The sequence below is a fragment of the Verrucomicrobiota bacterium genome, assembly GCA_027622555.1.
In the GTDB taxonomy this organism is placed as follows: domain Bacteria; phylum Verrucomicrobiota; class Verrucomicrobiia; order Opitutales; family UBA2995; genus UBA2995.
Map to the genome: position 1 here is coordinate 1 of JAQBYJ010000010.1, position 13,214 is coordinate 13,214.

Below are 13,214 nucleotides of genomic sequence, written 5' to 3' on the forward strand. Positions count from 1 at the left end.
GCTTCTCATTCACATGCACATATTAATTAAAAACCATCATTTAGCACTTGCTCCATGACACAGTTGCTCTTGGTTTGGCGGCATTGGGTTATCTATCCGTATCCGGACGAATTGTTGAATCGATGATTGCCGCATCCATAATACTGGTTGCCGCCAACAATATTTTTCCAAAATTCAAGGAAGGAAGCGCGTTGATTATTTTTAGTTTCGGCCTTTTTCATGGCTTGGGATTTGCTTCAGTTATGGGTGAAATACCTTTCCGCATAAAAGACCTGGTAAAGGTATTAATTGGATTTAATCTTGGAGTTGAAATCGGCCAAATCGTGATAGTGATCTTGGCTTTCGGTATTCTTTATGTCTTCCGTAGTTTTCAATTTTATGTACCGATTGTACTTCGATTCGGTTCTGCCGCTGCGGGTCTTGTAGCAACTTTCTGGCTTATTGAACGAGCCGTTGGTCTATAGCGAAAGGTCCTCCTTGAACTCCCGAGTCATTCGAAATATTTCGCTTCCACAATTTTAAGTTATGAAAACACCCATTTTACTCTCCAACTCAGATATATCTGAAATTTCCAGGCAAATGGGATTAGATGCTCAAATGGATGGTCTCATTGAACGCTTGGAAAGAGCTTTTTGTGAATACGATCAGAAAACATGCGACATTCCAACTCGGGATGGTTTTCACTACGAGAAACCGTATATTGGACTTGTTGAGTGGATGCCTCTGATGTTGCGTGGGAAAAGTATTATGATGAAGATGGTAGGTTATCATCCAGAAAATCCGACCATTCACAAACTACCGACAATTCTTTCGGCAATTTCTCTATTTGATGCTCATACCGGTCAATTGAAAGTAATGGCAGATGGAACATTCCTGACAGCTTTACGAACCGGCGCCGCATCCGCTGTAGCGAGCCGAATACTTGCAGATCCTGAAAGTGGAACGATTGGTTTGATTGGAACGGGTGCTCAGGCTATGGCACAATTGCATGCTATAAGTCGTGTTTTCCCTATCAAAAAGGCACTGATTTTTGACAATAATCCTACAGTAGCTAGGTCTTTTCTGGGGCGCATTGCTCCGCTTGGAATGGACTCTATTTCTATCAGCGTCGAACCATTGGAGCGGGTAGTGTCGGAAGCGGATATCCTTTGCATAGCAACTACCGTGGGGAAAAACCAGGGACCCGTTTTTCAGGATTCTATTCCCATCAAGAGAGGATTGCATATCAACGCTGTCGGTTCAGATCTTCCCGGGAAGACGGAAGTTCCGGTCGGCCATTTGAAGCGGAGTTTTGTCTGTCCTGATTTTCGACCCCAAGCGTTGATCGAAGGAGAATGTCAACAACTGGAAGTAACCGAAGTGGGTCCCGAACTCCATCAGCTAGTGAAGAATCGATCCCATTACAGGGGCAAACAAAAAGAATTAACTGTCTTCGATTCAACCGGATTTGCTCTGGAAGACCATGTAGTTCTAGAGTATTTTCTTGAGCTTTCAATTCGGTTCGGGATTGGGACACCCCTGGACTTAAATAACGTACCCGAAGATCCATACAATACTTACGAATCGGTGTTTTCATCTACAGGTAGGGATAAGAAAGAGAGTCAAAAACATTTTCTTACGTCCTTTGGAGTATGATAAACAAACCGAGTGATATACCCCATGCAAGTTCGGAGGCAGCTGGCCGCTTTCGGTATGAGTGCACGCCGGAACAGCATAAAATAAAAAAAAGTGCAGTTGAATTTGCCAAAAAAGAGCTAACTGATGATGTAGTTCAACGAGATCAGGAAGGAGTCTTTAATAGAGAATTTTGGAGAAAATGCGCTGAATATGGGATCTTTTCGATGGGTCTTCCTGGTGGGTATGGAGACATTGAAGGACTCGATTTTGAAAACCTTGTGCAATTTATCGAAGGCCTTGGATATGGTTGCAGAGATAACGGATTCGTTTTCGCAGTTAGCGCTCAAATTCTAACCATTGAACACACTATTGCGAAATTTGGTTCGAATAAACAGCGAAGTATGTTTTTACCAAAACTATGCTCTGGCGAGTGGATTGGTGCAGAGGCACTGACAGAGCCCGATTCAGGATCGGACGTTTTCAACATGCGAACAAAGGCTGAAAAGTGCGAAGGGGGTTATCGCCTTTCCGGTTCAAAATGTTTGGTAACCCTTGCACCGATTGCAGATATGTTTCTTGTATATGCGACTACAAATTCTGATCTCGGAAAATGGGGACTAACGACTTTTGTAGTTGAAAGGAGTTGGAGTGGAGTCGTAGCGCACCCTGCTAACGCCAAGATGGGTTTGCGAACCGTACCAATCGGCGAAGTGTCTTTTGAAGGATGTTTCATTCCCGAGACTCATAGAATTGGAAGGGAGGGAGCGGGTTTTTCAATTTGCTCCGTTTCTCTGGAGTTGGAACGCTGTGGAATACTTGCGGGGCAGTTGGGTTCAATGGAACGCCAATTGGAGGAAACGATTTCCTATGCGAAGGAAACGCATCGGTTTGGAAAACCGATTGGGAGTTTTCAATCAGTATCCAATAGGATCGTGGATATGAAACTACGTCTGGAGACCGGGCCTGATTAATCCTGCTTTGAAATGCTTGGTGATTCTCATAGAATGCGTAAGTCCCTTTCTAATTTATTTTGGAAGAAGAATGGCATTGGTCATTCTTGGACTTCTGATTTTGTTTCATGTGGGAGTTTTAGGGCTTTCTGGGATATTTTTTTGGCAATGGATTGGAATCTGTTTCTGTTTAATAATACTGATGTGGAAAACAAAATGGTATGAAGCAGTTTAACTGGATTCTCTCTTTAAACGGATCTTGGGTGCTCTCTTGATTTTATTAAGTCCATATTGGGTACTTGGTACTTCTCTTTCCTGGATCGATTCAAAAGTAACTTATGTTTATCGTTTCAATGGGAAAGGGGAAAGTGGAATTGTCTATTTGCTGCCTCCCAGTTATTTCCTACCCTTCGAATTTCCCTTCACTATGAGCAGATTCGCCTATTTATCAGAAGAACCAACATTTCCAGTAATGTGGGGTGCTACGTCACCGAAGCTGGCACGCCGCCTTAGAGAAGTAAAAACCGCTGAAGATGCCTTAGCTCTAGAGAAGGAAATAGGACGTAACAATTATAATGAAACTATGCGCCAATGGTTTACGGTATTCCTGCATCGTTTCGTGGGAAACATGAATGCGGATGGTGGAAAACGGAAGACCACGGGAATTTTTTCAGCTCCACCATTACTATGGACATTCGATGGCAACGGGGCCTACCAGGGGCAGGAGCCTATTGTAAAAGTGGAGGTTTCACGGGAGCTTTGGTTTTACGATGGTAAGATCCCAAAAATAATTAGTAACTCCAAGGTTTTCGTTACTGATATACCGGAAAATGAATACATAGTAGATTAATTGTCTGGCGATCGAATTTGTTTAGAAAAGGCCACCAGCTTTTTCCGGTTATGCTAGATATGCCACTATCTTGCCCAGCTTTAAAACGGCATAATCTTCAGATTGAATACTCGATCAATTATCCAGCCGCATGCAATGAGGGCAATTACCACCGAGCCGAGGCGGAGTATAATCGCTTGGTAGAATGACTTTTTTCGGAGAAAGAAAATTATGGGGAAAAAAACAGCGACGATGGCTATTTGTCCCAGTTCAACTCCGACATTAAAGCTGAATAATGCAATCGCGAGTATCTCCGTTGGCAGTTGCAGATTGGCCAATACATTCGCAAATCCGAAGCCGTGAATGAGGCCAAATCCGAATGCCACGGTCCAGACGCGATGGGATACAATCGGAAAGATATTGTTTAACGCGGCCAGGACCACGGAGAGAGCAATGACTGACTCCACGAATCTGGAAGGTAATGTCACAACATCCAGGGCGGCCAGAGTCAGGGTAATTGAGTGAGCAAGAGTGAAAGCGGTTACCACTTTAAGAACATTGAAAAATGCTTCATTAAAACTGGAAGTGGGTTGCCATTTACGCTGTTCAAATCGCAATACCGAAGGCAGCAACAATGCGATCAAGAAAAGTATATGATCAATACCTATCCAGATGTGCCACACACCTTCTTGAGTGAACCTGAGAAACTGCTGCCAAGGTCCCGGGTTTTTAAGTGAACCCAACCATGAAGGATCATCAAGTGTCAGAATCCCAACATCTGTCTCGCCAGTTTTCTGGAGACTTATTACCAGTTGGTGCTGAGGATCGAACTGGAAGAAGGAAAGCAGTTTAACCTGCAACTTGTCTCCATTTAGTGGTTCAGTAGTAAAAGGAATCAAGGTATGCAGATTTCCGTCTGTTGTTAATCTGAGAGGCTCACCGGTTTCAAATTTTACTGACTGGTCGTCGACCAATAATTGAAGAAATGGCAACGATCTCACTCCTTGGGTCTGAAAATCAAAAGTGGCGGTTGGATTATCTCGATTGGATCTAAGGAATCTGTCTTCCAATAATAAATTTAACGATTCAAAGTCCACATCGGCTACATGATATTCCCCGCTCAAAGTGTTGTCGGCATTTAGTACCAGCACAAGTGAACTGTTACCTGGCTGATGTGCATTAAGTAATGCGGGAAACAAAACAACAGCCAACAAACCTCCAAGGTAAACGACACTGTGATTGAAGCGTCCACAGAAAGCCGGTAGTAGCTGTTTCGTGGAATATATTTTCATACCAAACCCAGTCGTTGTTTCGGTTATTGAATCTCAAACGTCAGGGAAGCCCAACGGGAAAAGAAGTCCATGCGGTCGTCCTCCGGGGCAGGGGCTAACTTGATGAATTTCATGTACCAGATGCCGGATTTCGAGACGTGTAGGGTGACGATTCCCTGACTGTCGCTTTGGAGGACAAGGCGATCATCCTCCAGACCCGAGTCCAGACCATCTTTTCGTCCAACGATGACTGGATGGTTTGCTACGGGCTCTCCTTCTTCGAGTAATCGAAATTGAAGTTTATCCCCGACTTTGGCTGTTGAAGGTTGGGTTAATGGAACAATTTCAACCACCAGCCCCATCGGTTCTGTAGCGTGAATGCTGATTTCATTCCCAACGCTGATAATTGTTTTCGCCGTTTTGGTATAACGTTCGCGGACGAGCTCCTTCGGATCAGTAAATCCGTAGGTCGACATGTCCCATTCAAGAGCTGCCTCTGATTTTAAATACTCGATGAATTCTTCCAGGCTGAAGGCAATACGGAATTCGTAGATAGTAAGTCCGAGCACCTGGCTTCCTGTAGAATCTGGGGTAAATTTAAACGAGCTGGTATGTGTTAGGTCAACCCCGCTAAGGATTCCCTCCTTTTTCTTTGTTTTGACCCAAAGCGGTGAATCCTTCTCAACCGCCGACCATGAACCAGTATCGGCAATGTTGATGCCATTTGAATTCGATATTTGAAGGTGATCTACACTACCTGTTGTTATGGCGTACACGCTCTTGTCGAAGTCTCCATCAAAGACGATCACCTCAACTTCCTCCCTTTGCTTTACATCGTAAGCACTGGGCCTGAGGAAAACATCATGAGCGTGTGAGATCGGGACCAAAACGAATCCGATAAAAATAAACTTAATCGAAGGGGCCGAATTCTTAAGAAAAATCATACACATCCGCAGATATAGGCGAATCCAACTTAGCATAACAAGTAGAATTCTGAGGGTTCTGATGGACAAAATACCAAGCAGTAGCCTAGATATCCTGAAATACTCTTCTTTGTTTTTCTCTATGAAACAGATACTCCCGTTATTGCTCATCTCTAACATTCTCCATTTAAGTCTACTTTGCGGCAGCGAAAACCGAAACTTCGAACAAATAACGACTTTACTTCCGACACCAGGCGAGAACCGTCTGGCTACAGGTGCTCCGGGACCAGCCTATTGGCAGCAGGAAGCTAATTATAAGATCAAGGTTGAGCTGGATGAGAAGCGGTCCCGTATTCAGGGATCAGAGACTATTGAGTATGTAAATCATTCCCCTCACACACTGAATTACCTCTGGGTTCAATTAGATCAGAATGCTTTGGCTCAAGGATCGAAGAGACAAAGAAGTATTCAATCCCTTAAGATGGAACCTGTTGATTCAAAGCCAGCAGAGATTGAATATGAAAGTTTTCGTGGCTTTTTATATAACCAACAGTTTGAGGGAGGCTATGATTTACGATCGGTCCAGGATCTGAAAGGGAACGATCTTCAGTATACGGTCGTGAATACAAATATGCGCGTGGATTTGAAAAAACCTCTTAGATCTGGTGAGTCATTTTCGTTTAATATCGAATGGGCTTTCACGATTCAGGATGACTCGATGAGCTTTCGTCATGGGAAAAGAAAACTAAAATCCGATGAGTATACCTACCATGTTGCGCAATGGTATCCACGGATGTGTGCCTACTACGATCAGGAAGGTTGGCAGACAAAACCTTATATTGGAAATGGTGAGTTCGCCCTCGAGTTCGGAAGCTTTGAAGTCGAAATAACAGTTCCGGCAGATTATATTGTAGCCGCTACCGGGCAATTGGCCAATGCCAATCAAGTTTTGAGCTCAACCATAAGAGATCGATTGGATAGAGCCAGGACAAGTTCCAAAGTTATCGAAATCATTACCAGCGACGAAGCTGCGGAGAAAATCGGGAAAAAGGAAAATGGAACCAAGACTTGGAATTTTAAAGCTGAACAGGTTCGTGATTTTGCCTGGGCGGCTTCCCGCGCTTATATCTGGGATGCTATGGGCGTGGACATTGATGGTAGTAAGGTGATGACCATGAGCGTCTATCCGGACGAAGCAATTCCGCTGTGGAAACGATTTTCAACTGAAGCTGTAGCTCAAGCGATTAGAGTATATTCTGAAAGTGTCTACCCGTATCCTTACCCGGTCGCATGGTCGACCTGGGGAGCTGAAGGCGGCATGGAGTACCCCATGATTTCTTTTCAAACAACCAAAGAAATTGATGATAAAGAAACGTATCCGGCTGGGCACCGGAGCTATGTCATCGGAGTGATTATTCATGAAGTGGGACACAATTGGTTTCCGATGATTATCAACAACGATGAACGTCAGTGGCAATGGATGGATGAAGGCTTGAATAGTTTTATGGATTTCCGCGCCGGTAATCTAATGGATCCCGTTCTTCAGAAAAGTAATCTTCTCAACGATCGAAGGACTATTAGGACCATGACCGGCGAGAATGACCCGATAATTATGACGGCGGCTGATAATCAAACCTCCAGGGGATTTCAAGCATACAGCAAACCATCGCTCGGGCTTCTCCTTTTGCGTGAGAGTATACTGGGCCATGATCTTTTCGATTTTGCGTTTAAAGAGTATGCACGTAGGTGGGCGTTTAAGCGGCCAACACCGGCGGATTTCTTTCGGACAATGGAGGATGCGAGTGGAGTCGATCTGGATTGGTTTTGGCGAGGATGGTTTTACGGAAACGATCATGTGGATATGGAGATCGATGAGGTAAATCTTTACCGTTTGGATGACGGTGAACCTCGCTCAAGCAAAGCTCTCGACGAAGCCGAAGAAGAAGCGATACCGGATACTCCTTATGAATTATTTTTGAAGGATGTTGGGACTCTGGCGGACAAGCAAACACACCTTCAGGATTGGTATTATAGCTACGACCCCTATGAACCAACAGAACAGGAACTAGCGGCTTACAAAAAGACGAGTGAGAAGCTAGAGGACTGGCAGAAGGAGCTGCTCGAATTCGCTGATCTGGCTTACGTGATTTCGGTCAAAAACACCGGTGGCATGATAATGCCCCTTGTATTCGATATTGAATTCAAGAAAGGAGCATCTCGTCGACTCCAAGTGCCCGTCGAGGTTTGGCGTTTTGGGGATAAAATAGTCAAAATCCCCTTCTTGACGGATCGGGAGGTTGTTAAAGTAACCTTGGACAAAGACAACACATTCGCAGACGCGAATCTGGATAACAACGTCTTTCCTCAGGAAATTGAAGAAGGGCGTTTCAAATTGAAGCCCACAAAGCCGCCGGCGAACCCTATGCAAAAAGCCCTTTTCCCTGATTCAGAGAAAGAAGAAGATAAAAAAGAATAACGGTTTTTCCCTTTATTTTCAATATTGAGTAAGCCATTTTCACGTTTGCCAATAGCGCAAATGGAACCTTAGCTTCTCCGTAAGAATCATATCGTTATCAATCAACTTTAAATTATGAAAAAAATAAACGCCATACTCATCCTCTCTGCCTTATTCTTCGCGACCTCGCTATTCTCAGCAGATTTGCCCAAAACGCCTTCTGCAGAAGGAGCAAAGGTCTACTTTATCGGGCTCAAAGATGGAAAAACAGTGAATAAGAATTTTACTGTACGGTTTGGATTAAAAGGCATGGGTATCGCACCTGCCGGAGTCGTCCTACCAGACACTGGCCATCATCACCTACTTATAGACACCGACGAGTTGCCAGACTTCAATGTTCCTTTGGGGGCTTCTGAGAAATTGGTTCATTTTGGTAAAGGACAAACGGAGACTCAACTAAAGCTCTCTCCGGGAAAGCACACACTGCAGTTGGTTTTCGCTGACTACATTCATCTACCACACAACCCACCAGTGGTTTCAGAAAAAATCACGATCACTGTTAAATAGAGTAGTGTGAATTACCAAATGCACAGGTTTAGAATGCGATGAAAGTATTCGGCCTGGCGTTTTGGTTGGAGATTATTGGAGGACTTGTTCGCGTAGCGAAACGCTTTCCTTTATCTATTCTATCAGGATTACTGTGTGCTACTTCACTTAGCGTTCTGGTCGACTCCAGCATTCAAGGCAATGAGCTTTGGCAGGAACGTTGGATACGTTTAGGTTTTACCGGTGGATTCGGGATTTCCTTTTTCACCCTGCTTGAGTTGATTCGTGAAAGGGTGGGAGGAAGGACCTCGATAAAGGGCATCGTGGTGACCGCTTTGGCGTTTCTGTTTCTCTTCATTTTCTATCGATGGATCCCAATAGATTACGGGGAAAATATTCACCAAGTTTTGTTAATACGTTTCGCCACGTTTGTTGCTGTGGTTCACTTGGCGATAGCAGTGATTCCTTTTTGGAGCGTTAAAGATTCGGATATGGGGTTGTGGGAATATAATAAATTGCTGTTTTCCAGGTTTTTGCTCACCGGATTTTTCAGCGGCATACTTTTTGTGGGGATTGCTTTAGCATTGGCTAGTATCGATCAATTGTTTGGAGTTGATATTGATGAGGAAAACTATCCACGAGTGTGCTTTTTTTGTGCCTTTGTATTAAACCCTTGCCTATTCTTAGGTGGTTTCCCGGCTCAGGACGAGATTCTGGATTTCCAGCTTGATTTCCCCATATGGATACTTTTTTTGAGCAAATTCATTCTGCTGCCTTTAGTCATACTTTATTTCTGTATTTTATACGCTTATACAGGAAAGATTGTTTTGAATTGGACGTGGCCTGATGGCATGGTGGGCCTACCTGTTTTCATTCTATCGGCTGTCGGCGGGCTAACAGGATTACTCGTTTGGCCACTCAGCCGAAATCCGTCAACCGCTACTTGGGCGAAACGTTTCTGGCGCTTATTTTTTCCGCTGTTTGTTCCGCTTTCCATTTTGTTGTTACTATCGCTTCAACGAAGGATTTCTGACTATGGATTTACGGAAATAAGGTTTCTTGGAGTTCTATTGAGTATATGGGTACTTGGAATCAGTGCATACTTCTCCGTCAAGCCGGCCAGTTCGTTTAAGGTAATTCCGTGGAGTTTGTTGGGACTGTTTTTCGTTACTGCTGTCGGTCCTATAAGTCCTGCTAGCATTGCCCGGAAAAGTCAGTGGAACCGACTTACCGCATTTTTGAATGAAAAAGAACTTATCAAGGATGGTACTTTGGTTTCGCATCCCCAGGAAGTTGACGCTGCTGAATATAAAGACATTTTATCGATGGTCGAATATCTGCGGAAAGGCTATGGCCCTGGAGATTTTGAACCCCTGATACGTGGAATATCAGCTGAGGATAGGAAAGATGAACATGGTATCGATTGGTTGGATCTGAATCCATGGGATTTTCGAAAAATGTTTTTGGACTATACTGGAATAATCTCGAAGGAATTACCTGATAGAACGTCTCTAAATATCAAACTGAATCCTAACGATCCCATTTCAGTGCCTCAATTCACTGATATTTATACCCACCAAAAATATGCAAGTCCCGACAAGATTCTTATTACATTTAATGTTCATGAAGAATCGGTACAACTACTTCACGGGACTGATCCCTATCGATTGAAATTTCAGGATTCAGTTGGACAAGTTCTCGCCACCTTGGATCTCGATGCATGGGCTACATCTATTGGACCGCAAGACCTCATGCTTGGCGAAGGTCCTTATCCATCGATGGGTCGAGAGTTTTTAAGTTTTGATGTCGATCTAGTTTCGCTTGGTAAAATCGAAGTCGTATTCCTGGACATATCTCTGAGAAAACGGAATGATGTTTGGAGAGTGCAGAATGGTAATTTTTGGATACTAGTTCCCCGCAGTTGATCGCCGCAGTATTAACAGACTGACACATCCTATGGCCACAATTGCTATGGCAACGTCTGCTACAAGGTGAGGAGCCATTCTTGTTAAAAGCCAATAGGCGAAAATAGGAGCAACAATGCCCCGAATGCCATTCATCATTGAGTATGCGCTAATATAGTCTGATATCCCTTCTGCTTGCACAATCTTGGTCAACCAGAGTTGATTGAGAATTTTCTGCGCCCCGAAAGCCATGCCGAATAATGTCATTGAGAAAAGCATCCAATAGTAGTTGGTGCTCAGGAAAAACAGAGACATGCTAAGGATGGCAAAGCCACCCATGGCGGCCTGCATGGTTTCGATTCTTAGACGGTCAAACAGGCGACCCCAGCTACGACTACTTAACATCGATACAGTGACCGGGACAATTGCCACCAGCCAGGTGATTTGCGTAACGCTCAGGTTTAGCTCGAATCGATTGTTAGCTGCATACTCAATTCTCAAAAGGACCATTATTAAATTTCCAAATTCGATCAGAGACCAGAATAAGGCAATTTTTGAGAAGTTCAGGTCTCGCCAAAAAAGACTTATAGTATGGTAGGGAAATCTGCTTACAGGCTTAGACAAGTGCCTGGATGGAATACGGAAATAAAAAAAAGAAGCGGCAAAATACCCAGTGCCCGCGGCAGCCAGTATCCATACATAGTTTTGTAAACTTTTGTCCAGTAATAGTCCAAAGACTTGTGATACTATGAGGTAAGTTATCCCATGAATCATGATCGTCGTGCCAACCCGTCTCCCGCGAATACTTGGATGATAATTCTCAGATAGTATTCTTGGCAAAAGAGTGAACCCTTGGACTCCGAGGATCATGACCGCCACCATTATCAGAACAAAGTGGTTAGCCGATTGAGCAAATGTGCTTAGAAAAAATAACAAGCCGGTAGTGAAAGTGTAACACACGCAAGCATTGTTACTTCGAAGCCGCAAGGAGGACACAATCCATAGGAATACCGGCATCAGAAACATCCCTGCCCACAGTGCTCCGGTGAGGATGCTCTTTTGCATGCTGGAGGCATCGAAGACACGAATGGCGATCAGTAACAGGAACGTGCCAAAGACGGATTCATTTATCCCGGCCGAAATTCCACGGAATCGATCCCAAAAGAAGGTGACTCTTTCCAGATGGGCGGGGTCCTGTTTATTTGAAATTTCGGGCACGTTTTCTTTCTAGAAATAAGATATGAAGGATTGATTGAAGCGGAAGATTTATGATTCAATTTGATTACAAATCAGATATTTCATGAAAAAGACCATACCTCTTTTGATTTTTCTCACATTTACAGTCGGTCAACTGCTTGCCCAGAAGACTGAGAAGCCCGCCATCGACGCAGCCCAGCTCTACCAAACCTATTGCGCGGCATGCCACGGAGTAAATATGGAGGGTGCACAGCACGCACCGCTACGTAAAGATTACTGGGTGCACGGCCGTGATCGCATCCGCGTATTTCGCAGCATCATGAATGGGATTCCTTCCACCGACATGATCCCTTGGTCTCAAGTTTTTTCCGACGATCAAGGTTATGCTTTGACGGATTACATTTTGGAAAACCAGACAGGTACACCGATTGAACTCAGGCCGATACCTACCCAAGTTCAAACGAAGGATTATCTCTTAAAGGTTGAGACACTGGCTCGTGAGGGGTTTTCCTCTTCGCCTTGGGGGATTGAGTTTGTTGATGAGAGGCGAGCCCTCATCACCGAACGACGTGGAGGTCTTCGTTGGATGGTTGATGGTGAGTTGGATCCGAAAACCATAACCGGGATTCCTCTGACCACTCAATATGGTGACTCCGGTATGCACGACGTCGCCTTGCATCCGGACTATAAAAATAATGGATGGGTCTACATCAGTTATGTCCATTCTTTGGGCGATGGCTCTACCAAAGATACTCCTGCCATGACCCGTGTCGTGCGTGGACGTGTGAACGGTCATAGCTGGGTGGATCAGGAAGACATTTTTCGCCTTCCCGATTCACTTCATTTTTCCAAAGGAACTCGATGGGGAAGTCGTCTTCTTTTCGACAAGGAAGGTTATCTCTATTTGAGCATAGGAGACATTGGTCGCAATGACGACGTTCAGCAGTTGAATAAGCCGGCAGGTAAAACGTACAGGGTTTTTCCCGACGGATCAATTCCTCCGGATAACCCTTATGCTGGCCATCCGGATGCGATTGAAGAAATATTCACCGTCGGTAACCGTAACCTGCAAGGCTTTGCCCAGCACCCTGAGACCGGGGTAATTTGGGGAACCGAGCACGGACCCATGGGTGGGGACGAACTCAACGTTATCGCAAAAGGTAAAAATTATGGATGGCCGGTCATCTCTCACGGTATCAATTACAATGGGGAAAAAGTTTCAGAATTGACTCACAAGGAAGGCATGGAGCAACCGGTTAAATTCTGGACGCCTTCGCCCGCTCTTTGTCCACTCGAGTTTTATACAGGAGATCTGTTCCCGAAATGGAAAAACCACGCGTTCATTGGCGCGTTGGCTTTTGAGCAAATCAAACGGCTCGATCTTGGTAATTCGGAAGTGCTCTCGGAAGAAGTGTTGTTTGCAGGTTTTGGACGCGTTCGGGATATAAAAACTGGTCCAGAGGGTGCGCTTTATGTAGTGCTAAATAATCCTGATGCGGTGGTTCGGCTAACTCCAAATTAA

General features: G+C 44.5%; 11 protein-coding genes. 8 read left to right on the forward strand and 3 right to left on the reverse strand.

Annotated features, from left to right (window positions below; all coding sequences use genetic code 11):
* Positions 1 to 47 precede the first annotated feature (47 nt).
* From O3C43_04405 to O3C43_04420, 4 genes are all read left to right on the forward strand, one after another.
* The gene (locus O3C43_04405) at positions 48 to 464 is read left to right on the forward strand and encodes a HupE/UreJ family protein (GenBank protein MDA1065725.1); all 417 of its coding nucleotides are present in this window, start codon (positions 48 to 50) and stop codon (positions 462 to 464) included.
* A gap of 61 nt (positions 465 to 525) precedes the next feature.
* Complete coding sequence (locus O3C43_04410; protein MDA1065726.1) at positions 526 to 1,635, forward strand: ornithine cyclodeaminase family protein; 1,110 nt, start codon at positions 526 to 528, stop codon at positions 1,633 to 1,635.
* Positions 1,632 to 2,588 (forward strand): acyl-CoA dehydrogenase family protein, encoded by a 957-nt coding sequence (locus O3C43_04415; protein MDA1065727.1) that lies wholly within the window; start codon positions 1,632 to 1,634, stop codon positions 2,586 to 2,588. Before O3C43_04410 ends, O3C43_04415 begins: the two co-directional genes overlap by 4 nt.
* Positions 2,589 to 2,994: 406 nt before the next feature.
* A complete protein-coding gene (locus O3C43_04420) occupies positions 2,995 to 3,417 on the forward strand; it encodes a hypothetical protein (protein ID MDA1065728.1) in 423 nt (140 codons plus the stop codon).
* Between the two features lie 80 nt (positions 3,418 to 3,497).
* Here the strand turns inward: O3C43_04420 and O3C43_04425 are convergent, their stop codons facing one another.
* Together O3C43_04425 and O3C43_04430 are read right to left on the reverse strand one after the other, a co-directional pair.
* Positions 3,498 to 4,688 (reverse strand): HupE/UreJ family protein, encoded by a 1,191-nt coding sequence (locus O3C43_04425; GenBank protein MDA1065729.1) that lies wholly within the window; start codon positions 4,686 to 4,688, stop codon positions 3,498 to 3,500.
* Between the two features lie 23 nt (positions 4,689 to 4,711).
* Positions 4,712 to 5,647: a DUF4198 domain-containing protein gene (locus O3C43_04430; GenBank protein MDA1065730.1), complete on the reverse strand. Its 936-nt coding sequence runs from the start codon at positions 5,645 to 5,647 to the stop codon at positions 4,712 to 4,714.
* Positions 5,648 to 5,732: 85 nt separating this feature from the next.
* On the opposite strand from O3C43_04430, the gene O3C43_04435 reads away from it, so the two are divergent.
* From O3C43_04435 to O3C43_04445, 3 genes are all read left to right on the forward strand, one after another.
* Positions 5,733 to 8,066, forward strand: a complete 2,334-nt coding sequence (locus O3C43_04435) for a M1 family metallopeptidase (GenBank protein MDA1065731.1) — start codon at positions 5,733 to 5,735, stop codon at positions 8,064 to 8,066.
* A gap of 114 nt (positions 8,067 to 8,180) precedes the next feature.
* The gene (locus O3C43_04440) at positions 8,181 to 8,612 is read left to right on the forward strand and encodes a DUF4399 domain-containing protein (protein ID MDA1065732.1); all 432 of its coding nucleotides are present in this window, start codon (positions 8,181 to 8,183) and stop codon (positions 8,610 to 8,612) included.
* Positions 8,613 to 8,650: 38 nt separating this feature from the next.
* Positions 8,651 to 10,516 carry a DUF4153 domain-containing protein gene (locus O3C43_04445; GenBank protein ID MDA1065733.1) on the forward strand — a complete coding sequence of 622 codons (1,866 nt, stop codon included), beginning with the start codon at positions 8,651 to 8,653 and terminating at the stop codon, positions 10,514 to 10,516.
* Here the strand turns inward: O3C43_04445 and O3C43_04450 are convergent.
* Complete coding sequence (locus O3C43_04450; GenBank protein MDA1065734.1) at positions 10,499 to 11,713, reverse strand: MFS transporter; 1,215 nt, start codon at positions 11,711 to 11,713, stop codon at positions 10,499 to 10,501. The two genes, O3C43_04445 and O3C43_04450, sit on opposite strands and share 18 nt — an antisense overlap.
* Before the next feature lie 82 nt (positions 11,714 to 11,795).
* On the opposite strand from O3C43_04450, the gene O3C43_04455 reads away from it, so the two are divergent.
* Complete coding sequence (locus O3C43_04455) at positions 11,796 to 13,214, forward strand: PQQ-dependent sugar dehydrogenase (protein ID MDA1065735.1); 1,419 nt, start codon at positions 11,796 to 11,798, stop codon at positions 13,212 to 13,214.